Below are 23,450 nucleotides of genomic sequence, written 5' to 3'. Positions count from 1 at the left end.
CGCGCCGGCCCGCTCTGCGGAACCCTGCGCTCGGGGGGTGCTCGTGGGGCCTCAGGGGCCGCCTGCACTGGTCGAATCGTTCCCGATCCCGGCCATCAACTTGTTCCAGAGCACCAGCCTTCCCGCTCGATGGCAAACCGAACCTGTCATATTTCGTCGTCCCGTGAGGGAGATCTCGTCGGTAAAGTCGCGCCGTGACCGACCCTGTGAGACCCGATTTCTCCCCGCTGACCTGCGGGAACGGCGTCTCCCTGATGGCCGCCGTCGGCGGTCCAGACCTCACCGCCCGCGGGTACCTCGAGGAGGAGCTCCGCGCGGGCGGCGTCGCCACGCCGTACGACGGCGGACCGGACGCTCCGTACGCGACCCGGGTGGTCGTCCGCCGGCCCGGCGAGGCCGTCGCGGCGAGCGGCACCCTGGTCGTCGAGTGGCTCAACGTGAGCAGCGGCCAGGACGCGGCCCCGGACTGGACCTACCTGGCGGAGGAGGTCGTGCGCCGCGGGCACGCCTGGGCCGGGGTCTCGGCTCAGCAGGTGGGCGTCGAGGGCGGCGAGCCGCGGGTCGCGACCGGGGTCGCGCTCCAGGGGCTCCGGACGCTGGACCCGGAGCGCTACGGCGACCTCACGCACCCCGGCGACCGCTACGCACACGACCTGTTCACCCAGGTCGCCCGCGGGCTGGCCGACGACCTCGGCGCGACCTGCGTGCTCGCGGTGGGCGAGTCGCAGTCGGCGTACGCGCTGACGACGTACCTGAACCTGGTCCACGAGCGGGCCGCGCTGTTCGACGGCTTCCTGGTGCACAGCCGCGGCGGCGGGGCCCTGCACACCAGCGAGCCGACGCCGATCCGCACCGACCTGGCCGCGCCGGTGGTCGTGGTGCAGACCGAGGGCGACCTCTTCGGGCGGCTGGACTTCCTCCCGGCACGGCAGCCGGACGCCGAGCGGTTCCGGCTGTGGGAGGTCGCCGGGGCCGCGCACGCCGACCTGTTCCAGATCGGCGCCTTCGAGTCGTTCCTCGGCTGCCCGGACCCCGTCAACCGCGGGCAGCAGGTGTACGTCGTCCGCGCCGCGCTGCGCTGGCTCGAGGGCTGGGCGCGCGGCGGCCCAGCCGCACCGGTCGCCGACCGGCTCGAGGTCGAGGACGGCGGCCTGGTCCTCGACGAGCACGGCAACGCACGGGGCGGGGTGCGGACCCCGGTCGTGGACGCCCCCGCCGACGTCCTGTCGGGGTACGCCGCACCCGGGGCGTCACCGATCTGCGAGCTGTTCGGCCGGACGCTCCCCCTGGCCCGGCCGGCCTTCGCGTCGCACGCGGACTACCTCGCGGCGTACGAGCGGGCGACCGACGCCGCGATCGCGGCCGGGTTCGTGCTGCCCGAGGACCGCGAAGCAGTGCTGGCCGAGGCGCGCTGACCTACCAGCCGCCGCCGAACGCGACGTCGGTGTTGGCCGAGATCGCGGCGCAGAGCTCGCCGAGGTCCTCGCCGCGCACCTGCGCCATCGCGCGGACCGTGAGCGGGACGAGGTACGACGCGTTGGTGCGACCGCGGTGGGGCATCGGGGTCAGGTAGGGGGCGTCGGTCTCGACCAGCACCCGGTCGCGCGGGGTCAGGGCGAGCGCGTCGCGCAGCGGCTGGGCGTTCTTGAAGGTGACGGTGCCGGCGAAGGAGAGGTGGGCGCCGCGGTCGAGGCAGCGACGGGCGAAGCCGGCGTCGCCCGAGAAGCAGTGCATCACCCAGCGCTCGGGCGCGCCCTCCTCGTCGATGACGGCGAGCACCTCGTCGTGCGCGTCGCGGTCGTGGATGACCAGCGTCCGGTCCAGCCGCTTGGCGAGGTCGATGTGCCGGCGGAACGACTCCACCTGCACCGCGCGGCCCTCGGGGCCCGTGCGGAAGTGGTCGAGCCCGGTCTCCCCCACCGCGCGGACCCGGTCGTGCGCACCCGCCAGGCTCTCGATCTCGGCCATCGCGGCGTCGAGGTCCGCCAGCCGCGGCGCCTCGTTCGGGTGCAGGGCGACACCGGCCACCACGCCGTCGTACCGCAGGGCGGCGTCGACCGCCCACCGGGCGCCGGGCAGGTCGCAGCCGATCTGGACGATCCGGGTGACGCCGACGGCCGCCGCCCGCGCGACCGCCTCCTCGACGGGCAGCGAGCCGCCCTCGGCCCGCTCGACGTCGAGGTGGCAGTGGTTGTCGACGACCGGGTGCGGCAGCGGCTCCGGGGCGGGCGGGAGCTCGTTCACCCGGCGATCCTCGCGAGGACGGCGTTGGCCAGCTCCTCCGGCGCCTGCGTGGGGATCCAGTGGCTGACGCCCTCCAGCACCACCAGCTCGTACGGCGCCGAGACCCACTCCGCGGTGCCGTCGACGCCCTCGCGGCTGATGGCGATGTCGCGGGTGCTCCACACGAGGGTGGTCGGGACGGTGACGTGGAAGTCGGTCGAGCCCGGCTTCGACATCGGCAGCGCGCGGTACCAGCCGAGCGCGTGCCGCAGCGCGCCGTAGTCCACGATCTCGGTGCGGAACCGGGCGACGTCGTCGGCGGTCATGCCTGCCTTGCGCATGCTCTGGTCGAACCGGCCGCCGGCGCGGCGGGCGGTCAGCTCGGGCACGAACGGCACGTTGAAGAACGCCATGTAGCGCGACCGCCGGCGCTGCGACGGGTTCTTGAGGGCGCGGGCGAACGCCGCCGGGTGCGGCACCGACACCGCCGTCCAGGTCAGCACCCGGTCGGGGAACCGCCCGGCGACCGCCCAGCCCACGGCCGACCCCCAGTCGTGGCCGACCAGGTGCACCGGCTGCCCGACCGCGTCGATCAGCGCGACGACGTCGCCGACGAGGTGGTGCATCCGGTACGCCGCGCGCCCGCGCGGCCGCGCACCGGGTGAGTAGCCGCGCTGGTCGAGGGCCAGCGTGCGCAGGCCGGCGTCGTGCAGCAGGGGCGCGACCGAGCGCCAGGTGCTGCTCCGCTCGGGGAACCCGTGCAGGAGCACGACCGGCGTCCCGTCAGCCGGGCCCTCGTCGAGGACGTCGAAGGTGAGGCCCTCGTTGCGGACGGTGGTGATGCGGTCACTCATGGCTGTGCTCCGCCTTTCGATCCGTGGACCAGGTTGTAGACCTCGCGCTTCGGTACGCCGGCCCGCCGGGCGACCTCGACGATGGCGTCCTTGCGGGTGGTGCCGCCGGCCTCGAGCTCGGCGACCGCGGCCCGCAGGCTGTCCGGGTCGCCGGCGACCTCGGCCGTGGGCGGGGCGCCCTGGACGACGATCGTCACCTCACCGCGGATGCCGTCGGCCGCCCACGCGACCAGCTCGGCGAGCGGCCCACGCCGTACCTCCTCGTGGGTCTTGGTCAGCTCGCGACAGACCGCAGCGGGCCGGTCCGGCCCGAACGCCTCGGCCATCGCCGCGAGCGCGACCTCGGTGCGGTGCGGCGCCTCGAAGAACACCATCGTGCGCGGCTCGCCGGCCAGGTCGGCGAGCCGGCGCGACCGCTCGCCCGCCTTGCGGGGCAGGAAGCCCTCGAAGCAGAACCGGTCGACCGGGAGCCCGCTGACCGCCAGGGCGGTGAGCACCGCCGACGGGCCAGGCACTGCGGTGACCAGGACGTCGTGCTCGACGGCCGCGGCGACCAGCCGGTAGCCGGGGTCGGAGACGCTCGGCATGCCCGCGTCGGTGACGAGCAGCACCCGCTCGCCGTCCAGCAGCGCCTCGAGCAGCACCGGCGTGCGGGCCGACTCGTTGCCCTCGAAGTAGGAGACGATCCGGCCGGAGACCGTGACGCCGAGGTCGTTCGTGAGCCGCTTGAGCCGGCGGGTGTCCTCGGCGGCGACCACGTCGGCCGACGCGAGCTCCTCGGCGAGCCGGGGCGGGGCGTCGGCGACGCGGCCGATGGGCGTCGCCGCGAGCACCAGTACGCCGGATCCGTCACCCACGATCGTAGAGTCTTGCATCGTGACGACCGCCGTGCCGCCTGAGGACCCCCCGGCGCGCGTCGGTCTCTCGCGCACCGCCGCCGGTCGCCCGGTGCCCTCGGCCTGGGAGCGCGCCCGGGCGCGGCTCCGCCTCGAGGACCCGTTCGTCGGCTGGACGGCCTGCATCGCGGTGGCCCTGCTCGCGCTGTTCCTGCGGCTGTGGCACCTCGGCACGCCCCACATCTTCGAGTTCGACGAGACCTACTACGCCAAGGACGCGTGGTCGCTGCTCAACTTCGGGTACGAGCGCGACAGCACGGAGAAGGCCAACGACCTGATCCTGAACGGCACCACGCTCCAAGGTGTCTTCAAGGACAGCCCGGAGATGATCGTCCACCCGGAGGTCGGCAAGTGGCTGATCGCGCTCGGGATCAAGGCGTTCGGGATGGACCCGTTCGGCTGGCGGGTGTCGGCGGCGGTGGTCGGGTCGCTGATGGTGCTCGTCATGTGCCGGTTCGCGCGCCGGATCACCGGCTCGACGATGCTCGGCGTGGTCGCGGGGCTGCTGCTCTCCCTCGACGGCCTCCAGCTCGTGCTCTCGCGGCTGGCGCTGCTCGACATCTTCGTCGCGTTCTTCATCCTCTGCGGCGTCCACTGCATCGTCGCCGACCGGGACTGGCACCGCGGCCGGCTGGCCCGCCTGCTCCCGCCGCCGGAGCAGGTGACGTCGGGGTGGGGCCCGGTGCGCGGGCTGCTGTTCCGGCCCTGGCTGCTGCTCGGCGGACTGTGCTGGGGGCTCGCCCTCGGGACGAAGTGGGAGGCGATCTACCCGCTCGCCGCCTTCGGGCTGATGTGCTGGATCTGGTCGGCGGGCGCCCGCCGTTCCTTCGGCGTGCGCTGGTCGCTCCCGAAGTCGGTGCTCACCGACGGGATCCCGGCGTTCGTCCACCTGGTCCTGGTCGCGGCGGTCGTCTACCTCGCGACGTGGACCGGCTGGATGATGCACGCCCACCAGTACGAGGAGCACCTCTCCGCCACGCAGTACACGCACTACGAGGGCGGGAAGGACTGGCCGACCCGCACCGAGCCCGACGCCTCGGGGCTGGGCGAGGTGACCCAGTCGATGCGGTCGCTCTGGTACTACCACCAGGACGTCTACGCCTTCCACACCCACTTCCTCAACGACAGCACGCACACCTACGCGTCGAAGCCCTCCGGCTGGTTGCTGCTCAACCGGCCGGTGGGTGTCGCCGCGGACACCGGGATCAAGCCCGGCAGCCAGGGTTGCGACGCCCCGGCCGGCAGCGACTGCCTGCGCCAGGTGCTGCTGCTCGGCACACCCACGATCTGGTGGGGCGGCTGCCTCGCCCTGCTGCTCGCCCTCGCGATGTGGGTGGGCGCGCGGGACTGGCGCTTCGGCGTCGCGGTGGTCGGCGTCGCGTCGACCTGGCTGCCGTGGCTGCAGTACGACGACCGGCCGATCTTCCTCTTCTACATCGTCACCGCGCTGCCGTTCGTCGTCCTCGCCCTCGTGCTGGCGATGGGCAAGCTGATCGGCCCCTCCCCCGGGCCCTCCCGGCGTCGCACCCTCGGCGTCGTGGCGTCCGGGGCGTTCGTGGTCCTGACGCTGATGAACTTCGCGTGGTTCTGGCCGATCTGGACCAACCAGCTGCTCACCCACGGCGAGTGGCTGGACCGGATCTGGTTCTCCCGCTGGATCTGAGCCGCCGGGGCCGGCGGTCGGACGTCATACGAGGTGGCTGCCGCAGCGACCGGCTCGCATGACGTCCCGGGGGGCGGCGGTCGGACGTCATACGAGGTGGCTGCCCGAACGACCAGCCCGTATGACGTCCCGCGGGCGACAGGGCGGACAGCCTCAGATCCCGGTCTGCTCCCGGACCCAGGCCCACAGCCGCTCGCGCTCGGCGTCGCCGGTGCGGGTCCGCGGCAGCAGCTGGGTGGGCCGCGGTCGGCGGTCGTGCCAGAAGAGGCCACCCTCCGGCGCGGGATCGGTGGCAGCCAGCCAGACCGTCGTGTCGGCGCCACCGGCGGCGTCGCGGAGCAGCGGACCGGTCACCTTGCGGAACGTCGGCAGCGAGTCGGCCACGCCGGGGGTGTCCGCCCAGCCCGGGTGCATGCCGTGCACGTCGGGTCCGGCGGGCGCCCACCGGCGCTGCAGCACCGGCAGCAGCTCGACCTGCGCGCGCTTGCTGCGGGCGTAGGCGGTGGTGGGCGAGTACTCCCCGTCGAGGTACTCCGGGTCGTCGTCGCGCAGCCGCTGCGCGTACATGCCCCCGGAGCTCACCATCACGACCCGGCCACCCGCCATCCGGTCGGCGAGCAGGTCGCTCATCAGCACCGGACCGAGCACGTGCACGGCCATCGTCGTCTCGTGGCCCTGCGGCGACTCGGTCCGCTCGGGCGGCATCAGCCCGGCGTTGTGCACGAGCACGTCGACGCGTCCTTCGACGGTGCCGGCGAAGCGGCGTACGTCGTCGAGGTCGGCCACGTCGCAGCGCTGCACGTCGAGCCGCGCCAGCGGGCGCCGTCCCTGCACCTGCCGCACGACGCGGGCCGCCTTGTCGGTGTCCCGCACGACCATCACGACCTCGGCGCCGAGGGCGACCAGGCCCTCGGCCGTCGCGATCCCGAGCCCGCTGCTCGCGCCGGTCACCAGCACCCGCTTGCCGCTCAGGGCGTCCGGGGCCGGGTCCGCGGGCCAGGTCGACAGGTGCCGGCGTACCGCCGGGCCGATGCGGGTGTAGCCGGGGACGACGGCGCGGTCCAGCGCGGTGTCGACGAGCGAGGCGAGGGACGGCATGCACCGAACGTAGCGGGACGTGCCAGCATGTCCCGGGTGACCTCGTGGCGACCGGGCTGGGACGCGTTCCCCCAGACCCTGCTGGACTTCTGGACCGAGCGGCGGCTGTGCACGCTCACGACCCTGCGGGCCGACGGTCGCCCGCACGTCGTCCCGGTAGGCGTGGCGCTCGATCCCGACCAGCGGTGCGCCTGGGTGATCACCTCGCGCGGGTCGCAGAAGGTGCGCGACGTCCGCGGCGACGCCCGCGTCGCCGCCTGCCAGGTCGAGGGTCGGCACTGGTCGACGCTCGAGGGCAGCGCGACCGTGCTCGAGGACGAGGCCTCGGTGCGGCGCGCCGAGGAGCGCTACGCGAGCCGCTACCGCCAGCCGAGGCCGAACCCCGAGCGGGTCGCGCTCCGCATCGAGGTGGACCGGTTCCTGGTGTCGTCGTCCTTCGTGTGACGATTTCTCCATGCACACCGACGATCTGACCGACCTCGACCGCGAGATCCTCGCGTTCGAGCAGGACTGGACGTCCTACGCCGGCGCCAAGGAGTCCGCGGTGCTCGAGCGGTTCGGGCTCACCCCGGCCGACTACCACCAGCGGCTCACCCGACTCATCGACCTACCGGCGGCCGAGCTGCACGCGCCCCGCCTGGTGCGGCGCCTGCGTCGCCTCCGCTCCGCCCGTCAGGAGCAGCGCGCGGCCCGTCGCGTCGCCGGCTGACTGCCGCCTCGGACCTCCGCACGGCCACGCTCGGGACCGGTCTCACCCGACCGGGCTAACTTGCCGGGACCGGTCCTGGGTACCCATCCCCGTGACCACGACCGATCCCACGCTGCAGCACGCCCACCCCCCTGCCTCCACCGCCGATGTCACCGTGGCGTCCGTCCCGTCGGGTCACGTCTACGTCCGCCACCGGAGTCGGGGCGAGGGGCGGCCCGGCTCCCCGACCCCGACCCGTCCCGCCCGTCGGCGCCGGCCGGTGCCGTGTGGTGGCCGCCGGTGATGCTGCGACCCGACTGGGCGGCGAGCGCCGACTTCGACGTGTTCCACCTCCACTTCGGCTTCGACGCGTGCAGCCCCGAGGAGCTCGGCGAGCTCGCGGCGACGCTGCGCTCGCGCGGCAAGCCGCTGGTCCTCACGGTCCACGACCTGCGCAACCCTCATCACGAGGACCGGACGACGCACGACGCCCAGCTGGACGTGCTCGTGCCGGCGGCCGACGAGCTCGTCACGCTCACTCGCGGCGCCGCCGGCGAGGTCCAGCGGCGCTGGGGACGGGAGGCGTTGGTCCTGCCGCACCCCCACGTCGTCGACCTCCGCACGATGGCCGTGGCCCAGGGCTGCCGCTCCCGTCGACGGGACACGCCCTTCCGGGTCGGGCTGCACGTCAAGAGCCTGCGCCCGAGCATGGACCCCCAGCGGCTGCTGCCGACGCTCGTCGAGACCGTCCGCGACCTGCCCGGCGCCGTCCTCCAGGTCAACGCCCATCGCGACGTGCTCGATCCCGACGGGCAGCGACGCGACGACGGGCTGGCGACCTACCTGGAGGCGCACGCCGAGCGTGGTGACCTCGAGCTGCACGTCCACGACTACCTCTCCGACCGCGACCTGTGGTGCTACCTCGGCTCGCTCGACGTGTCGGTGCTCCCGTACCGCTTCGGCACCCACTCCGGGTGGCTGGAGGCGTGCCGCGACCTGGGAACCACCGTCGTCGCGCCGACCTGCGGCTTCTACCGCGAGCAGGGGCCGGTGCTGTCCTACGTCCACGACGAGTCGACGTACGACGCCGGCTCGCTCGCCACGGCCGTCCGGACGGCCTACGAGGACCGTCCCCGGCTCGGGGCGACGGTCGACGAACGGCGGGAGCAGCGGCGCTCGGTGTCCGACGCCCACGAGGCCCTCTACCGGTCACTGGTGGGCTGAGCGTGCGCGTCTGCCTGATCGCCTCCAGCCGCTACCCCGTCCGCGAGCCCTTCGCCGGCGGGCTCGAGGCGCTCACCCACCAGCTCGCGCGACTGCTGGTCCGCCGCGGTCACGAGGTCACGCTCTTCGCGGCAGCCGGCTCGGACCCCGCGCTTCCGGTGTCCCTCGTGGGTGCAGCCACCTTCGCGGCCAGTGACACCGCCCGCCGGGACGTGAACGCCCCCTCGGACGCCTGGATCGCCGAGCACCACGCCTACCTCGGCCTGATGCTCGACCTCGGGCGCACCGGCGCGGCCCGCTTCGACGTGGTGCACAACAACAGCCTCCACCACCTGCCGGTGGCGATGGCGTCGCTGCTCGACGTCCCGCTCATCACCACCCTGCACACGCCACCGACCCCGTGGCTGGAGTCGGCGATCGCCACCGACCACCACGCGTCGGACTTCGCCGCGGTCAGCCGGGCCACCGCGGCGGCGTGGGCGCACGTCGTGCCGAGCACCGTCGTCCTCAATGGCGTCGACACCGACACCTGGACCCCGGGGCCGGGCGGCGGCCCGGCCGTCTGGTCGGGCCGGCTGGTGCCGGAGAAGGCGCCGCACGAGGCGATCGACGCCGCGCGCCTGGCCGGCGTCCCGCTGGTGCTGGCCGGCCCGGCGCCCGACGAGCGGTACTTCCAGGACGTCGTGGCACCGCGGCTCGGTCGGGACGCGGTGCACGTGGGGCACCTCGACCACCGGGCGCTGGCCCGGCTCCTGCGCCGCGCGTCGGTGGCGGTCGTGACCCCGGACTGGGACGAGCCGTACGGACTGGTCGCCGCCGAGGCGCTGGCGTGCGGCACGCCCGTGGCGGCGTACGCACGCGGCGCGCTGGCGGAGCTGGTCACCGACGACGTGGGCGGGCTGGCCGCACCGGGCTCGGTCCCCGCACTGGCGGCGGCGATCGAGCACGCCCGGGGTCGCGACCGGGCAGCGGCGCGGGCGCGGGCAGTCACCCACCTCTCCGCCGAGCGGATGGTGGGCGACTACGAGGCGCTGTACGCCAGGATCGCCGGGCACGAGGCCGCCGCGTGATCGGCTACTACGTCCACCACCAGGGCCGCGGCCACCTGCACCGGGCGACGGCGCTCGCCGCCGCGGTCGACGAGCAGGTCGTCGGACTGTCCTCGCTGCCCCGCCCGGAGGGCTGGCGGGACTGGGACGGGTGGGTGCTGCTCGACCGGGACGACCTCGGGCGTGACCCGACCGACCGCGACGCCCGGGGCCGGCTGCACTGGGTCCCGGTCGGGGACGACGGGCTGCGCCGGCGTACGGCGCAGCTCTCCGCCTGGCTCGACACCGCGCGACCGCGGCTCGTGGTCGTGGACGTGTCCGTGGAGGTCGCGCTCCTGACCCGGCTCCACGGCATCCCGGTGGCGACGGTGCTCCAGCCCGGGCGGCGCACGGACCCGGCGCACCGGCTCGGACAGGACGTGTCCGACCACCTGGTCGGCTTCTGGCCGCCGTCGGCCACCGACGGCCTCCTGCCGGGTGTGCCCGAGCAGGTGCGTCGGCGGGTGCACGCCGTCGGCGCGCTCGCGCGCTTCCCGGTGCGCCCGCCCACGGCGCGGCGTCCCGGTCCACCACGGGTGCTCGTGCTGTCGGGCACCGGCGGTCCGGACCTCGCCACCGGGACGGTGCGGCATCCGCCCGGGTGGGACTGGACCGAGCTCGGCACCGGCGCCGCCTGGTGCGACGACCCGCGCGTGCTGATCGAGGAGTCCGACGTCGTGGTCACCCACGCGGGCCAGAACGCGCTCGCGGAGGTAGCCGCGGCCCGTCGTCCGGCGCTCGTCGTGCCGCAGACCCGCCCGCACGACGAGCAGCACGTCACCGCTGCCCTGCTGGCGGGCGGCAGCTGGCCGGTGCAGGTCGCCGACCGGATGCCGCGCGAGGGCTGGTCGGAGCGCCTGTCGTCCCTCGCCGACCTCGACGCCGACCGCTGGGCGGAGTGGTGCGACGGCAGGGCCGCGCAGCGGTTCGCCGAGGTGGTCGCGGAGGGCTCCCGCCCGTGAGCGGCGTCGCTCTCGTCACGATCGCGCACGGACGCCACGACCACCTGCGCGGCCAGCACGCCTCGCTCGCCCGCGGCTCCCTCCGCCCGGACCTCTACGTCGTGGTGGCGATGGCCGACCCCGTGATCGAGGACTGGCCCGTCCTCGGCGGGCTCCGGCCGACGGTGGTGCCGGTCGACGTGGGCGCGGAAGGGCTGCCGCTCGCGGCGGCGCGCAACCTCGGGTTCGGACTCGCCAGGGACGCCGGGTGCGACGTGCTCGTGGGGCTGGACGTCGACTGCCTCGCGGGGCCGACCCTGCTCGCGGCGTACGACGAGGTGGTCCGGGACGAGCCCGACCGGGTCTGGGCGGGCCCGGTGACCTACCTGGAGCCTCGACCGGTCGGTGACGACCCGCTCGACCGCCTGGACGAGCTGGACGACCCGCACCCCGCCCGGCCGGCGCCGGTCCCGGGCGAGCGCCGTCACCACGGCGACCTGGACCTCTTCTGGTCGCTGTCCTTCGCGACGAGCGCCACCACCTGGGACAGGTCCGGCGGATTCTGCGAGGACTACGTCGGCTACGGCGGCGAGGACACCGACTTCGGGCGCCGGCTCGGCTCTGCCGGGATCGACCTGGCGTGGGTCGGGTCGGCACGCGCCTACCACCAGCACCACCCGGTCAGCTCACCTCCGGTGGAGCACGTCGACGACATCCTGCGCAACGGTCGGATCTTCCGCGACCGGTGGGGCACCTGGCCGATGCTGGGATGGCTCACCGAGCTCGAACGGCACGGGATCGTCGAGCGGCGCGGCGACGAGTGGGTCCGGACCGATCACCGGGAGCGGACCTCGTCCCCGTCGTGACGGGCAGCGGCCTCAGCCGCCGAGGCTGCTGAGACGCGGGTCTCAGGCGTCGATGTGCCAGCACCGGGTACCTCCGACGAAGAGCCGCCATCCTGGCCGGCTCGGAGGGAGCACCAGCACCACATGGAAATCGTTCTACTGATCATCGCGGGCATCGTCATCGGCCTGCTCGGCAAGCTCGTCGCCCCGGGCGACAAGGACAACATCCCGATCTGGCTGACCATCCTCTGCGGGATCGGCGGCGTCATCATCGGCTGGTACGTCTACCGCGCGTTCGGCGGCAACGGCAGCGACGGCGTCGACTGGGTCCGCTGGATCGTCGCGATCACCTGCGCGGCCGTGCTCGTGGTCATCGCCTCGACGCTGACCGGGCGCAACCGGACCGCCGTCCACTGACGAAGCCCTGCTGACACCCACCCACGAGATCCACCACGAGATCGAGGAGACAGCGATGTCCAGCGACGCCATCGTCCTGCTGAAGGACGACCACAAAGCCATCCTCAAGGCCTTCCGGGACTTCGAGGACGCCGGCGAGAACGCCCACAAGACCAAGGGCGACCTCGTCGACAAGATCATCGAGCTCCTCACGGTGCACACCTACCTCGAGAACGAGGTCATGTACCCGCGGGTGCGTGAGCTCGTCCCGGACCTCGAGGACGACGTCCTCGAGTCCTACGAGGAGCACCACGTCGCCGACCTCCTGGTGATGGAGCTGACGACGATGAAGCCGACCGACGAGCGGTTCACCGCCAAGACGACGGTCCTCATCGAGAACGTCCGCCACCACATCGAGGAGGAGGAGGACGAGTGGTTCCCGCAGGTGCGGGAGGCGCTCGGTCGCAAGACCCTCCAGGAGATCGGCGCCGAGATGGAGCAGGCGCGGGCCCAGGCCCCGCGGAAGCCCTCGCAGCCCAGTGCGCTGAAGAAGACGATCGACGCCGTCATCGGCTGACGGCTCGACGGACACCTCCCGACCCGGGTCGACGTTCACCCCAAAAGGCGAGTTTGTCGACCACGTCGGACAGGTACCTCGTCACCAGGAAACGACCGGGGCCCCGGCCGGACCGCCCTCACGCAGCGAGCGGACCGGGACCGGGGCCCTGGTCGTTCCTACGTGCGCATCTGGTCGGTGACCACCCGCACGACACGATCGACGTCCGAGGACCCGGCGAGCCGGTCGACCGGGACCGGCAACGGGATCCGCCAGTTGTCCCGCTCTACGGTGCCGGGCACGTTGGGCCGGCGTTCCTGGAGCACCGCGTCCTCGAGCGAGAGCGACAGCAGCAGGCACGGCGCCTGCGCCAGCCGGCGGTACGCCGTGTCGACGGCGTCCCGGACGGGAGCGTCGGTGCCGAGCCCGTCGACGGTGAGCTTGGCCATCAGGTCCGCGCGCCCGCGGCGGACGTCGGCCTCCGGGATGCGGGTGCTCTCCAGCTGGTCCTCCGCGTCCGACCCGCTCCACAGGCCGGCGACGGTCGGGAGGTCGTGCGTGGTGACCGTCGCGAGGGCCGCCTCGGACCAGGCGGCCGGCTCGTCCTCCTCGAACCACAGCACCTTGTAGGAGAGGATCCGTCGCTCGGCCAGCGCCTCCGGCACCCCCGGCTCGACGGTGCCCAGGTCCTCGCCCACGACGACGGCGCTCGCCCGGTGGGACTCCAGCGCCACGATGTCGAGGAGGTCGTCGCTCGGGTAGCGGACGTAGGCGCCGGTCCGCGGGTCGTCGCCCTCGGGGATCCACCAGAGGCGGAACAGGCCCATCACGTGGTCGATCCGCAGGCCGCCGGCACCGGCGATGGTCCGTCGGACCGCCTCGATGAACGGCACGTAGCCGGCCTCGCGCAGCCGCCACGGCACCGGCGGCGGCGAGCCCCAGTCCTGCCCGAGGGAGTTGAGCGCGTCGGGCGGCGCGCCCACCCGCACACCGGGCGCGAGCACGTCCTGCCAGGCCCACGAGTCCGCACCGCCGCCGGACACCCCGATCGGCAGGTCCTGGAGCACCGTCAGGTCGCCGGACGCGTCCCGCAGCTGGGCGTCGACCTGCCACTGCAGCCAGGCGTGGAAGTCGACGAGGTCGGCGTTCGCGTCGGCGAAGGCGGCGACGTCGGGGGCGTCGGGACGCCGCAGCTCCTCGGGCCAGTCGTGCCAGTCGGGCCCGTGCTGCTCGGCCAGGGCGCACCAGGTCGCGAACTCCTCGAGCGCCGCGCCCTGCCCCGACCGCCACACCACGAAGTCACGCTGGCCGCGGCTGCGCAGGTACGCCGCGTGCAGCGCGCTCCGCTTGAGCCGCCAGGTCGCGTCCCGGTCGACCCGGGTGGTCGCCCGCTGCCGGGCCAGCTCCGCGGCGTCGACGTCGCTCTCGGCGTACCCGGGCACCCGGTCGACCCGGAGGTAGAGCGGGTTGCGGAACCGACGCGTCGCGGGCAGGTAGGGGCTGGCCTCCTGCGGCAGCGTCGGCGCCACGGCGTGCAGCGGGTTGACCAGGAGGAAGCCGCCGCCCCGCTCCTCGGTCCACTCGCGCAGGGTCCGCAGGTCGCCGAGGTCACCGATGCCCCAGCTCGCCGCCGACCGCGCGCCGTACAGCTGGACCGCCCAGCCCCAGGACCGGTGATCGGGCAGCCAGCACCGGCCCGGGGAGACGATCAGCCGGCGCTCGCGGCCGTCGGCCGTGGTCAGCCGGTGGTAGCCGAGCGGGAAGTCGTCGGGCAGCCGGTCCACGACCTGGTGCATCGCACCGTCCTCGCAGGTCACCGTCGCCGGACCGACGTCGAGCGGGCGACCCGGCCGGGTCACGATCGGGGCCCGCTGCTCGAGGTCGGGAGGCGGGGTGCCGATCACCTCGCGGAGCCGGGCGATCGTCTCGGCCCCCACCACCTGCGGTCGGTCGTCGGCGTCGACCCAGTGCCGCTGGATGCCCCAGGCGTCCGCCACGTCCTCACCCACGTCGACCATGGCGACAGTCTTCCCCGCCGCCGGGGCGCCACGCCCGTCGGGGCTGGGTCAGCGGACGACCTTGACGTTGAACTGCGCCGTGCCGAGCGCGCCCATCAGCCGCAGCCAGATCGGGAGCAGCATCTCGGTGCCACGGGCGGTCTCGATGCCGCCGAGGTCGATCACGTCGTCGTGCCCGAAGGCCTCCAGCAGCCCGACCACGGTGGCCTTGGCGCCCGCGTCCTCGCCGGAGACGAAGACGGTGCTGGAGGCGCCGAGCGACCGGGGGTCGACCATCAGCGACGCGGTCAGGGTGTTGAGGGTCTTGACGACCTTGGTGTCCGGGTAGGTGCGCTGGACCTGCTCGCCGAGCGAGTCGGTGTCCTTCACCGACAGGGTGGGCGGGAAGCCGGCGGAGAAGTCCAGCGGGTTGGCGATGTCGACGAGCACCTTGCCGGCCAGGTTGTCGGCGCCGGCCAGGGCGAGCACGTCCAGCGTGGCCGTCCCCGACGAGGCGTTGACGACCAGGTCGGCCCCGGCCGCCGCCTCGGCGAAGGTCGCCAGCCCGACGCCCGGGCGCTCGCCGCGCCAGGAGGCGAAGGACGGGTTGCCCATCTGGTCGGGCTCGGTGCGGGCCAGCGTGGTCTCCGGGTCGCGGGTGCCGACGACCACGGCGTGGCCGAGCTCGGCCAGCCGGCCGGCGATCGTCCGGCCCACCGAGCCGGTGCCGAGAACTGCGATGTCCATGAGAGGTCCTTCGAGGTCGGAGGGGGTAGACAGACTTGTCTACTGCGAGTGAGGTGGACACTAACAGACAGGTCTGTCTATCCTCAAGGGGTGACCCCGATCCCGGCGCGCGACCGCATCCTCGACACCGCGTTCCGGCTCTTCTACGCCCGCGGCATCCGGGCGGTCGGCGTCGACCTGATCATCGCGGAGTCCGGCGTCGCCAAGGCGACGTTCTACAAGCACTTCCCGAGCAAGGACGACCTGGTCCTCGCCTACCTCGATCGCGTCGACGGCATCTGGAGCGGGCAGCTGCACGCCGCCGCCGAGGCGGCCGGCACCGATCCCGCCGACCAGCTCGTCGGGCTCTTCGACGCGCTCGGCACCGCCTGCCGCCGCGACGGCTACCGGGGCTGCGCGTTCATCAACGCCGCCGCCGAGGCCGCACCCGGCACGCCGGTGCACGAGCGCACCGTCGCCCACAAGCAGGCGGTCCTCTCGTGGCTGCGCGACCTGGCGACGCGGGCCGACGTCGACGACCCGGACCGCCTCGCCCGGTCCCTCGCGCTGCTCCTCGACGGGGGTCTCGCCGACGGCGCCCTCGCCGCCGACCCTGCTGCACCGCGGGCTGCGCAGGACGCGGCCCGCGTGCTGGTCGCGACGTCGCGGCGGCGTCCTGCGTCCGCCGCCGGGTAGCGCGTCCGACCACGCGGGCTACAGACGTCCGGCGGGCCCAGCACTACGCTCCGAGGATGTTCGGTCACCGCTGGGAGCCGGCTCGCGCGACGATCGTGGCGAGGAACAGTGCGTACACGACCGGCGACGGGATGGTCTCGATCATGGAGTACGTCGCCGACGTCGCGCCGAGCTCCGGAGCCCCGGTGTTCCGCACGCTGATGAAGGAGCCGCGGATCTCGACCTACTTCCGGAGTCCGTCGGTCGGGGACGTCGTCCGCGCCGAGGCCGACGTCGAGCGGGGCGAGGCGCGCTTCGACAAGGACGACCCCGCCCTCGACTCCCGGACCTGGAAGCAGGCGGAGGGCGATGCCTTCCGCAGCCTCCTCGACGACCCGCCGGCGTCGACCTCCTGACGCCAGCCGCGCCCGGCGTGGGCAATTCAACAGCATTGACTGTTGAAAGCAGCATCCACTGATAGATACGGTGGGGGCATGACCAGGTCGACCTCGCCCACCGCCGCGGACCGCGCCCGGCAGATCGCGCCGGTGCTGAAGGCACTCTCGGACGAGAACCGGCTGACCATCCTGCTCGCCGTGGCCGACCGGGCGTCCTCGGTCACCGAGCTGACCGCGACCACCGGCCTGTCCCAGACCCTGGTCAGCCACCACCTGAAGGCGCTGCGCGAGAACGGCCTGGTCGCCGTCACGCCGGTCGGCCGCCGCAACGTCTACTCGCTGTGCTGCGACGCGGTCGCGGAGCCGATCGCCCTCCTGTCGACCCTCGCCGGCGCCGGGGCCGGCGACACCCCCACCACCTCACGTCCATCGAGGAGCACGCCATGAGCACCACCAGCAGCAGCACCACCAGCACGACCCCCAGCACGACCCCCGAGGCCGACCAGGTCCGGGACGCCGTCCGCGACCGCTACGCCGCCGCCGCACGCAGCGTGGGCTCCTGCTGCGGACCGACCTCCGCCGGGTCCGCGTCCGAGGTGCTCGACCCGTTCGGGCGGTCGCAGTACGACGAGGCCGACCGCCAGGCCCTGCCCGAGCAGGCGCTGGTCGCGTCGCTCGGCTGCGGCAACCCGACCCTGCTGGCCGAGCTGAGGCCCGGCGAGGACGTCCTCGACCTCGGCTCGGGCGGCGGCATCGACGTGCTCCTGTCCGCGCGACGCGTCTCGCCCGGCGGCACGGCGTACGGCGTGGACATGACACCCGAGATGCTCGAGCTCGCCAACGCCAACAAGACCCGGGCAGGTGTCGAGAACGTCGAGTTCCGGCTGGGCAGCATCGAGGACCTCCCGCTGCCCGACGACTCGGTCGACGTCGTCATCTCCAACTGCGTCGTCAACCTCTCCACCGACAAGGACCGGGTCTTCCGGGAGGCGCTGCGGGTGCTGCGACCCGGCGGCCGGTTCGCGATCTCCGACATCGTGCTGTCCCGGCCCCTGGAGCCCGAGCTGACCGGGGTGATGGCCCTGTGGACCGGCTGCATCGCCGGCGCCCTGACCGAGGAGGACTGCGCCGCCCGCATGCGGGACGCCGGGTTCGAGGACGTCGGCATCGAGCCGACCACCGTCTTCGGCCGTGCCGAGCTCGAGGACCTCGTGGCCGGCCTGGACCCGGAGGACCTCCCCGAGGGGATCGACGTCGCGGCCACGATCGGGCGGCTCGACGGCGTCATCCGCAGCGCCTTCATCCGCGGCACCAAGCCCCGCTGACCGGCCACGCGGCGGGCGTCGCGCCCCTAGGCTGACGCCATGTCGCTCCGGTCGAGCAGGTGGGTCGGTCGTACCGGCCCGGTCGCCCTCCTGCTGCTGGTGGCCGGCTACACCGCCCTGTGGGTGGTGGCCCGGCCGGCGGGCCAGGACGGCGGCTCGTACGTCGGCCAGCTCGTCGGTGCCGATGCGGTGCTGCTCATGTCCCTCGGCATGGTGCTGATCAGCACGCTGCCGTGGGTCGACACCTACTTCGACGGCATCGACAAGGCCGCGATCTGGCACCGTCGGCTCGCGATCACCGGCCTGGTGCTGCTCCTCCCCCACATCCTCATGTCCCACGGCGGCGACGGCCCGGGCTGGGCGGGACCGGCAGGCGTGGTGGGCACGGTGGGCCTGGTGACCCTCGCGGTGTGGGCGATCCTCCCGCGCTGGCGGACGATCGTGCCCGCGCCGGGCCGGCGCCTGATCACCGCGCTGCACGAGACGGCCCCGGCCCGGTTGGTGTCCCGCCTGCTGAGCAACTACGAGATCTGGCGCCAGGTGCACCGCCTGACCGGGCTGTTCCTCGCGGTGGCGGTCGCGCACGGACTGGTCGACGCGACGCCGTTCGGCGACTCCGCGGTGCTGCGGTGGTCCTACCTGGCGGTCAGCGCCGTCGGGATCGGGTTCTACCTCTACCGCGAGCTGCTCGCCCGGCGCGGCCACGGCCTGCGTGACTACCAGGTCAGCGAGGTCCGTCCGGTCGGGGACGGCATGACGGAGATCGCCCTGGCGCCGCTCGGTCAGCCGTTGCGCTACGAGCCGGGCCAGTTCGCGATGCTCCACCTGGAGTCGAAGGACGGCTGGCACCGCCACCCGTTCACCCTGGCCAGCAGCCCGGACGAGCACCACCTGCGGGTGACGGTCAAGGCGCTCGGCGACTACACCGCCGCCCTGCAGCGCACCGTGCGGGTCGGGATGCCGGCCGTCCTCAGCGGGCCGCACGGGCGGTTCACCCACGCCCACGCCACCGGGCACCAGCTCTGGATCGCCGGCGGCGTCGGGATCACGCCCTTCCTCAGCTGGCTCCGCTCCCTGCGGACCCACCCGCCCGGAGGGCCGGTCTCGGTCTACCACGCGGTCCGCGACGAGGCGCCGTACGCCGAGGAGATCCGCGACCTGGTGGCCGACGAGCCGGAGGTCACCTTCGACCTGGTCACCTCCAGCAGCGGAGGCCGGGCGACGGTCGACTACGTGCTCGAGACGTCGGGCGCCGACCCGCGCGAGGCCTGGGTCTACATGTGCGGCCCGGATCCGATGCTGCGCGCCCTGGAGGCCGACTTCCGCGCGTCCGGCGTGCCGGGGAGCCGGAACCACCGGGAGTACTTCGACTGGCGCTGAGGGAGCGCGCGCTCCTCGGGACGTCCTCGAGCTGGTCGACACGGTTCGGGCGCGGAGGCCCACCGGCACGGCTAGCCTGCACGGAAGAGCGGGCGAAGGTGGGCCGGGATGAGGATCGGCACGCGGGCCGGGTCCGAGCGCTCCTGGCGTCGGCTCCCGATCATGACGTGGCTGCCACGGTACGAGCGCGGCTGGCTCCGCGGGGACCTCGTCGCCGGCGCCGTGGTGGCGGCGCTCGCCGTCCCCCAGGCCCTCGGCTACGCGTCGATCGCCGGTGCCCCGGTCGAGGTCGGCCTCTACTCGGTGCCGGTCGCGCTCGTCGTCTACGCGGTGTTCGGGTCGTCCCGCCAGCTCGTGGTCGGTCCCGTCTCGACGGTGTCCGTGCTCTCGGGGTCGCTGCTCGCCGGCTTCGGCGTCGCCGGTACGGCGCAGGCCGCGTCGTACACCGCCGCCCTCGCGCTCGGCGCCGGACTGGTGCTGGTCGCGGCCGGGTTCCTCGGCGTCGGCTGGATCGCGGAGTTCCTGTCCAAGCCGATCGTCACCGGCTTCGTCCTCGGGCTCACGATCCTGGTGATCCTGGGCGAGGTGCCGCACCTGCTCGGCGTCCCGACCCCGCAGGGCCAGGTCGTCGAGCGGGTGGGCGCATTGGGGTCCAGCCTGACCCGCGGCGACGGCAACACGACGACCATGGTGGTCTCCGCCGTCGCGCTGGTCCTGCTGTTCGGCGGCCAGCGGGTGGCGCCCCGCTTCCCGTGGGCGCTGCTCGTGCTGGTCCTGGGGCTGGTCGCCTCCTCGGTGCTCGACCTCGCCGCGGACGGCGTCGAGGTCGTGGGGCAGGTGCCCCGTGGACTGCCGACGCCCGGGATCCCCTCGGTTCCGGGTGCGGACCTGTGGAGCCTGCTGGCCGGAGGTGCAGCACTGGCCCTGGTGGGCCTGGCCGAGGGGCTGAGCGCGGCCCGGCTCTTCGCCGGCCAGGGCGGCTACCGCATCGACGCGGACCAGGAGCTGGTCGCGGCCGGGGCGGCGAACGTGGCCTGTGGCCTCTGCGGGGGGATCGGGGTGGCCGGCAGCCTCTCGAAGACCGCCGCGGTCGACGACGCACGCGGCCGCACCCAGCTGGCCGGTCTCGTCGCCGCCGCGCTCGCCGTCATCGTCATCGTGGCCGTCGCACCGGTCCTGTCCGACCTGCCCCGCGCGGTGCTGAGCGCGATCGTCGTCAACGCCGTCTGGAAGCTCATGGACTGGCCGGCCCTGCGCCGCTACGCACAGGTCCGCCGCAACGACATCATGGCGGCCACGATCGCCGCCACGGGCGTGCTGGTCCTCGGGCCGCTGAACGGCCTGCTGCTCGCGGTCGCGGCGTCGGTGGCCGGCCTCCTCTACCGGTCCAGCAGGGTGGACGTCGAGGTGATGGGCAAGGTGCCGCACGAGAAGGCCGCGTGGGGCAGCGTCCGCGACCACGAGGAGCGGCCGACGTACCCCGGGGTGCTGGTGCTGCGCGTGGACGCCCCGATGTTCTGGGTGACGGCGACCCCGATCCAGGACACCGTCCTCGCCCGCGTCGAGGCGGTGCCGGGCACCCGCGTCGTGGTGCTCGACCTCGAGGCGACCAACCAGATGGACGTGACCAGCGCCGACGCGCTGTCCGACCTGCTGACGGCGTTGCGCAAGCGGGACATCGACCTCTACCTGGTCCGCGTGATGTGGCCGGTCAGGCGGACGCTGAGGACCTGCGGCCTCATGGCGCAGCTCGGCGACGACCACCTGTGGCACAGCATCTCCCAGGGCGTCCGGGAGGCACGGCGCACGCACGGCCTGACCGACCTGCCGGCCGGTCCCGGCGTGCACGGGGTCGGGGCCGGCGAGGACCTGGCGGACGACGAGGTCGAGGAGCACATCGCCGCCCGCACGCCCGAGCCGGAGCCGGAGCCACCTCCGCCGCGCAAGAAGAAGCGCTCGTGACCGCTGCAGCCCGATCCCGTTCCCGGCGGGTGGGGACGTCCGGCCCCGAGATCTCTCCCGGGACTCTTGGCCGCGTCAGGAGTCGACCTCCGGCCCTGCCCGCTCCGGGGGTCGAGGCACATCCTGGGAGTGATGCACATGCGCTGTCGGCGCCTCGGAGGTTGCTTCGACCCGGAAGGGCGTCGACCTTCGAGGGAGTGAACCAGACATGTCACCACTCATCGGACGCCTCGTCACCCTGACGACGAGCCTCGCGGCCGCCGTCCTGGTCTGCGTGCCCGCGACGACGGCGGTCGCACGCTCCACGGGGGAGACCCCCACGACCGCTGGGACGATCCCCGTGGCCGCCCCGGGCGCCGAAGCCGCCGACGTGGCTCCCGTCCAGGTCGCCGGCCGGTGCGGCACGCGCCTCGGGGTCTCGCAGCTCGTCACCGACCGCCGGGGCGTCAGCACCGCGACCTGGGGGTGTGCGCAGCGCATCTACGCCGCCCGGACCGACCCGGACGGCGGCTGGCGGCCAGCGGTCTCGATCGGGACGGGGCTCGAGCCCCGCGCCGTCGTCGACAGGAAGGGGCGGGTGACCGTCCTTTACCGGCGCCTCCAGGGCAACGGCATCGAGTCCAGGCGCTGGGCAGCGGGTGCCTGGCAGCGCCCGGTGGACCTGACCTGGCAGACCGGCGCGGACGTGGTCTTCGTCCAGTGGTACTCGATCGCGACCAACGCGCGCGGTGACACCGTGGCCGTCTGGACGCAGAACGACGGCGAGGTGCTGAGCGGGCCGACGCCCCGGATGGTGGCCGCGTTCCGGCCCTTCGACGGGCCCTGGACACCGACGGTCAGGATCGCGCCCCGGGGCTACGCCGACGGCGCCCTCGTCGACGCCGCGGGCCGCGTCGTGGTGGTGCCGGAGCTCTACCGGCGGACGGCGACCGGGCGCTGGCGCCACCCCGTGGTCCCGCCCATGGAGGGCCGCTTCGGCGGCGCGGCCGTCGACCCGGCAGGAGACCTGCTGGTGTCCCGGATGCCGAGCGGGGGGTCCGGCGCGGTCCTCGCCTACGAGAAGCCGTACGGCGAGCCGTGGCACCCCGGCGTGCAGGTCGGCACCACCGGGGCACCGATCGGACAGGCGCGGACCGTCCTCGGCGCCAGCGGTCGAGCCGCCGTCTCCTATCCCGCCGGTGGGTCCGCACGCGTCGCCGTCCGCCCGGCCGGCGCAGCCTGGGCACCGCCCGTCCAGGTGTCGGCATCCGGGGTCCGAGCCGGCGCGATCCGCCTGGTCGCCGGCCCTGCAGGTGCGCTCGTCGTGTCCTGGACCCAGGGTGACGACTACGTCGAGCGCCAGCTGTGGGTGAGCAGCCTGCCTGCCGGTGGCGACTGGACTCCCCCGATCCAGGTGACCGGCGCGCGCTGGCGGCACGTCGACCACACGTCGACGTCGTTCCGCCCGGACGGCTCGGTCGTGGCCGCGTGGACCGGCAAGGTGGCTGGCCGCCCCGGCTGGAGGTTCGCCACCCGAGTGGTGACGGCGCCGGCCGGATGAGCCATCGAGGTCCGAGTCGGCGACCTGGACCTCGTGATGGAGCCGAGGGGAACACCTCTGGCACACCATGTCCCAGGGCGTCCGGGGCGACCGTCCCTAGCCGCGGCTGAGCTCCGGCGAGACCCCGCTGCGGTTGTGGACGCCCTTCCGGAGACCGTCGTCGGTCTGGACGTAGCTGCCATGGAGGTCGCGCCACGCGTTGTAGAAGTAGGTGCCCGCGGTCACCTTGGTCGCCCGGCGGCCGAGGCAGTCCTGCGAGACCACGATGCGCAGCGTGCTCTTCTTGTAGCTGTGCGTCCCCGTGACCGGGCTGCAGTCCACGGAGACGCCCGCCGTCGGGTCGAACACGCCCAGGTCGTCGCCCTCGTCGATCGTGAAGTAGTACTTGATCTCGCGGCTGGTCGTCCTCCCACCGGCGCGCGGGACGTCGAGGAAGAGGTCGAGGTACGACCACTGCTCCCGGTGGAGCGCGCGGACCTTCACGTCGAGGACGAAGCTCTGCCGCTGGTAGCTCATCGCCACGGCCGTGATGTCGCCCTGCTTGACGGCCGGGACCGTTCCCGACTCCTGCTGGTAGACGTCCTTGGCCGGATCGCGGTGCGTCCACCTCTCCGCCGACGCAGGCCCACCGGCCGCAGCGACGAGGGTGAGCGGCGAGACGACGAGGAGCAGCACGGCGAGGACCCGAGAGCGCATGGTGCCAGATCCTAGGTTCCGGCCCCTGGAGCGGCGAAACCGATCGGCTGGTGCTGCGGGTGCGCGCGACCCGCATGCAGAAACCGGGCCCGTCCTGCGTCTCCGCAGGGCCGGACCCGGTGTGGTGGGTGGAGCTGAGGGTGTGATCCTTCAGGACATCCCGGACTGATCTCTCAAGACATCCCGGACACCGGGGTCCGGCGTGGTGACCCGGGCACGACTGCACCCGCCGCCACCGTCCGGGCATGTCGAAGGCACGGCTGGTCATCACCGCGATCG

The 23,450-nt window shown here is 73.7% G+C and carries 24 protein-coding genes; 17 read left to right on the top strand and 7 right to left on the bottom strand.

The genetic code is table 11. The features are described from left to right. Positions 1-194: 194 nt before the first annotated feature. Entirely contained in the window at positions 195-1,415 is a 1,221-nt protein-coding gene (locus ACILQ5_RS20155) for an alpha/beta hydrolase domain-containing protein (RefSeq protein WP_395659820.1), read from the top strand. Position 1,416: 1 nt separating this feature from the next. Here the strand turns inward: ACILQ5_RS20155 and ACILQ5_RS20150 are convergent, their stop codons facing one another. The 3 genes from ACILQ5_RS20150 to rsmI are packed head-to-tail and all read right to left on the bottom strand — an operon-like array spanning position 1,417 to position 3,934. Next, positions 1,417-2,244: a TatD family hydrolase gene (locus ACILQ5_RS20150; protein WP_395659819.1), complete on the bottom strand. Its 828-nt coding sequence runs from the start codon at positions 2,242-2,244 to the stop codon at positions 1,417-1,419. Continuing rightward, the gene (locus ACILQ5_RS20145) at positions 2,241-3,077 is read right to left on the bottom strand and encodes an alpha/beta fold hydrolase (RefSeq protein WP_395659818.1); all 837 of its coding nucleotides are present in this window, start codon (positions 3,075-3,077) and stop codon (positions 2,241-2,243) included. The genes ACILQ5_RS20150 and ACILQ5_RS20145 overlap by 4 nt, the downstream gene beginning before the upstream one ends. Beyond that, positions 3,074-3,934 (bottom strand): 16S rRNA (cytidine(1402)-2'-O)-methyltransferase, encoded by an 861-nt coding sequence (gene rsmI / locus ACILQ5_RS20140; RefSeq protein WP_395659817.1) that lies wholly within the window; start codon positions 3,932-3,934, stop codon positions 3,074-3,076. The genes ACILQ5_RS20145 and rsmI overlap by 4 nt, the downstream gene beginning before the upstream one ends. Before the next feature lie 19 nt (positions 3,935-3,953). Here rsmI and ACILQ5_RS20135 point away from each other — a divergent pair, with 19 nt between their 5' ends. Further along, positions 3,954-5,636, top strand: coding sequence for a dolichyl-phosphate-mannose--protein mannosyltransferase (locus tag ACILQ5_RS20135; RefSeq protein WP_395659816.1), 1,683 nt, complete (start codon positions 3,954-3,956; stop codon positions 5,634-5,636). Positions 5,637-5,789: 153 nt separating this feature from the next. Here ACILQ5_RS20135 and ACILQ5_RS20130 read toward each other — a convergent pair whose 3' ends face one another. Beyond that, positions 5,790-6,734 carry an SDR family NAD(P)-dependent oxidoreductase gene (locus ACILQ5_RS20130; RefSeq protein WP_395659815.1) on the bottom strand — a complete coding sequence of 315 codons (945 nt, stop codon included), beginning with the start codon at positions 6,732-6,734 and terminating at the stop codon, positions 5,790-5,792. Between the two features lie 36 nt (positions 6,735-6,770). Here ACILQ5_RS20130 and ACILQ5_RS20125 point away from each other — a divergent pair, with 36 nt between their 5' ends. The 8 genes from ACILQ5_RS20125 (at position 6,771) to ACILQ5_RS20090 (ending at position 12,493) form a co-directional block, all read left to right on the top strand. After that, on the top strand, positions 6,771-7,178 hold the full coding sequence (locus tag ACILQ5_RS20125; RefSeq protein ID WP_395659814.1) for a pyridoxamine 5'-phosphate oxidase family protein: 408 nt from the start codon (positions 6,771-6,773) through the stop codon (positions 7,176-7,178). 10 nt (positions 7,179-7,188) lie between these two features. Next, complete coding sequence (locus ACILQ5_RS20120; RefSeq protein ID WP_395659813.1) at positions 7,189-7,443, top strand: DUF3263 domain-containing protein; 255 nt, start codon at positions 7,189-7,191, stop codon at positions 7,441-7,443. Positions 7,444-7,725: 282 nt separating this feature from the next. Then, positions 7,726-8,646 (top strand): glycosyltransferase family 1 protein, encoded by a 921-nt coding sequence (locus tag ACILQ5_RS20115; RefSeq protein WP_395659812.1) that lies wholly within the window; start codon positions 7,726-7,728, stop codon positions 8,644-8,646. A 2-nt stretch (positions 8,647-8,648) separates the two neighbouring features. After that, entirely contained in the window at positions 8,649-9,716 is a 1,068-nt protein-coding gene (locus tag ACILQ5_RS20110) for a glycosyltransferase (RefSeq protein WP_395659811.1), read from the top strand. Continuing rightward, entirely contained in the window at positions 9,713-10,696 is a 984-nt protein-coding gene (locus tag ACILQ5_RS20105; RefSeq protein ID WP_395659810.1) for a glycosyltransferase, read from the top strand. Before ACILQ5_RS20110 ends, ACILQ5_RS20105 begins: the two co-directional genes overlap by 4 nt. Further along, positions 10,693-11,541, top strand: coding sequence for a glycosyltransferase family 2 protein (locus tag ACILQ5_RS20100; RefSeq protein ID WP_395659809.1), 849 nt, complete (start codon positions 10,693-10,695; stop codon positions 11,539-11,541). The genes ACILQ5_RS20105 and ACILQ5_RS20100 overlap by 4 nt, the downstream gene beginning before the upstream one ends. 123 nt (positions 11,542-11,664) lie before the next feature. Beyond that, complete coding sequence (locus ACILQ5_RS20095) at positions 11,665-11,937, top strand: GlsB/YeaQ/YmgE family stress response membrane protein (RefSeq protein ID WP_395659808.1); 273 nt, start codon at positions 11,665-11,667, stop codon at positions 11,935-11,937. A gap of 55 nt (positions 11,938-11,992) precedes the next feature. Further along, positions 11,993-12,493, top strand: a complete 501-nt coding sequence (locus ACILQ5_RS20090; RefSeq protein ID WP_395659807.1) for a hemerythrin domain-containing protein — start codon at positions 11,993-11,995, stop codon at positions 12,491-12,493. A 158-nt stretch (positions 12,494-12,651) separates the two neighbouring features. On the opposite strand, the gene malQ is transcribed toward ACILQ5_RS20090, so the two are convergent. Then, complete coding sequence (malQ, locus tag ACILQ5_RS20085) at positions 12,652-14,490, bottom strand: 4-alpha-glucanotransferase (protein ID WP_395659806.1); 1,839 nt, start codon at positions 14,488-14,490, stop codon at positions 12,652-12,654. Positions 14,491-14,538: 48 nt separating this feature from the next. Beyond that, on the bottom strand, positions 14,539-15,216 hold the full coding sequence (locus tag ACILQ5_RS20080) for an NADPH-dependent F420 reductase (protein WP_395659805.1): 678 nt from the start codon (positions 15,214-15,216) through the stop codon (positions 14,539-14,541). 90 nt (positions 15,217-15,306) lie between these two features. On the opposite strand from ACILQ5_RS20080, the gene ACILQ5_RS20075 reads away from it, so the two are divergent. The 7 genes from ACILQ5_RS20075 to ACILQ5_RS20045 all read left to right on the top strand — a co-directional run bounded on the left by ACILQ5_RS20075 (position 15,307) and on the right by ACILQ5_RS20045 (position 22,475). Beyond that, positions 15,307-15,891 carry a TetR/AcrR family transcriptional regulator gene (locus ACILQ5_RS20075; RefSeq protein ID WP_395659804.1) on the top strand — a complete coding sequence of 195 codons (585 nt, stop codon included), beginning with the start codon at positions 15,307-15,309 and terminating at the stop codon, positions 15,889-15,891. 56 nt (positions 15,892-15,947) lie between these two features. Continuing rightward, positions 15,948-16,286, top strand: a complete 339-nt coding sequence (locus ACILQ5_RS20070) for a hypothetical protein (RefSeq protein WP_395659803.1) — start codon at positions 15,948-15,950, stop codon at positions 16,284-16,286. A 78-nt stretch (positions 16,287-16,364) separates the two neighbouring features. Then, on the top strand, positions 16,365-16,715 hold the full coding sequence (locus ACILQ5_RS20065) for an ArsR/SmtB family transcription factor (RefSeq protein WP_395659802.1): 351 nt from the start codon (positions 16,365-16,367) through the stop codon (positions 16,713-16,715). After that, positions 16,712-17,593, top strand: coding sequence for an arsenite methyltransferase (arsM, locus tag ACILQ5_RS20060; protein ID WP_395659801.1), 882 nt, complete (start codon positions 16,712-16,714; stop codon positions 17,591-17,593). The genes ACILQ5_RS20065 and arsM overlap by 4 nt, the downstream gene beginning before the upstream one ends. A 39-nt stretch (positions 17,594-17,632) precedes the next feature. Beyond that, positions 17,633-18,973, top strand: a complete 1,341-nt coding sequence (locus ACILQ5_RS20055; RefSeq protein WP_395659800.1) for a hypothetical protein — start codon at positions 17,633-17,635, stop codon at positions 18,971-18,973. A gap of 108 nt (positions 18,974-19,081) precedes the next feature. Next, positions 19,082-20,935 carry a SulP family inorganic anion transporter gene (locus ACILQ5_RS20050; protein WP_395659799.1) on the top strand — a complete coding sequence of 618 codons (1,854 nt, stop codon included), beginning with the start codon at positions 19,082-19,084 and terminating at the stop codon, positions 20,933-20,935. A gap of 208 nt (positions 20,936-21,143) precedes the next feature. Beyond that, a complete protein-coding gene (locus ACILQ5_RS20045) occupies positions 21,144-22,475 on the top strand; it encodes a hypothetical protein (protein WP_395659798.1) in 1,332 nt (443 codons plus the stop codon). A gap of 96 nt (positions 22,476-22,571) precedes the next feature. Here ACILQ5_RS20045 and ACILQ5_RS20040 read toward each other — a convergent pair whose 3' ends face one another. Next, positions 22,572-23,171, bottom strand: coding sequence for a hypothetical protein (locus ACILQ5_RS20040; protein WP_395659797.1), 600 nt, complete (start codon positions 23,169-23,171; stop codon positions 22,572-22,574). Positions 23,172-23,450 lie beyond the last annotated feature (279 nt).

The sequence above is a fragment of the Nocardioides sp. genome, assembly GCF_044226305.1.
Classification (GTDB): Bacteria; Actinomycetota; Actinomycetes; order Propionibacteriales; family Nocardioidaceae; genus Nocardioides.
Note: the sequence above shows the minus strand (reverse complement) of the source record. Positions and strands in the feature narration are given on the sequence as shown.

Coding starts and splice junctions, on each gene's coding strand:
- ACILQ5_RS20090 (WP_395659807.1), top strand. CDS start 11,993: ATGTCCAGCGACGCCATCGTCCTGCTGAAGGACGACCACAAAGCCATC.
- ACILQ5_RS20065 (WP_395659802.1), top strand. CDS start 16,365: ATGACCAGGTCGACCTCGCCCACCGCCGCGGACCGCGCCCGGCAGATC.
- ACILQ5_RS20045 (WP_395659798.1), top strand. CDS start 21,144: ATGTCACCACTCATCGGACGCCTCGTCACCCTGACGACGAGCCTCGCG.
- ACILQ5_RS20145 (WP_395659818.1), bottom strand. CDS start 3,077: ATGAGTGACCGCATCACCACCGTCCGCAACGAGGGCCTCACCTTCGAC.
- ACILQ5_RS20040 (WP_395659797.1), bottom strand. CDS start 23,171: ATGCGCTCTCGGGTCCTCGCCGTGCTGCTCCTCGTCGTCTCGCCGCTC.
- ACILQ5_RS20130 (WP_395659815.1), bottom strand. CDS start 6,734: ATGCCGTCCCTCGCCTCGCTCGTCGACACCGCGCTGGACCGCGCCGTC.
- ACILQ5_RS20070 (WP_395659803.1), top strand. CDS start 15,948: ATGTTCGGTCACCGCTGGGAGCCGGCTCGCGCGACGATCGTGGCGAGG.
- ACILQ5_RS20055 (WP_395659800.1), top strand. CDS start 17,633: ATGTCGCTCCGGTCGAGCAGGTGGGTCGGTCGTACCGGCCCGGTCGCC.
- arsM (WP_395659801.1), top strand. CDS start 16,712: ATGAGCACCACCAGCAGCAGCACCACCAGCACGACCCCCAGCACGACC.
- ACILQ5_RS20115 (WP_395659812.1), top strand. CDS start 7,726: ATGCTGCGACCCGACTGGGCGGCGAGCGCCGACTTCGACGTGTTCCAC.
- ACILQ5_RS20095 (WP_395659808.1), top strand. CDS start 11,665: ATGGAAATCGTTCTACTGATCATCGCGGGCATCGTCATCGGCCTGCTC.
- ACILQ5_RS20120 (WP_395659813.1), top strand. CDS start 7,189: ATGCACACCGACGATCTGACCGACCTCGACCGCGAGATCCTCGCGTTC.
- ACILQ5_RS20080 (WP_395659805.1), bottom strand. CDS start 15,216: ATGGACATCGCAGTTCTCGGCACCGGCTCGGTGGGCCGGACGATCGCC.
- malQ (WP_395659806.1), bottom strand. CDS start 14,490: ATGGTCGACGTGGGTGAGGACGTGGCGGACGCCTGGGGCATCCAGCGG.
- ACILQ5_RS20050 (WP_395659799.1), top strand. CDS start 19,082: ATGAGGATCGGCACGCGGGCCGGGTCCGAGCGCTCCTGGCGTCGGCTC.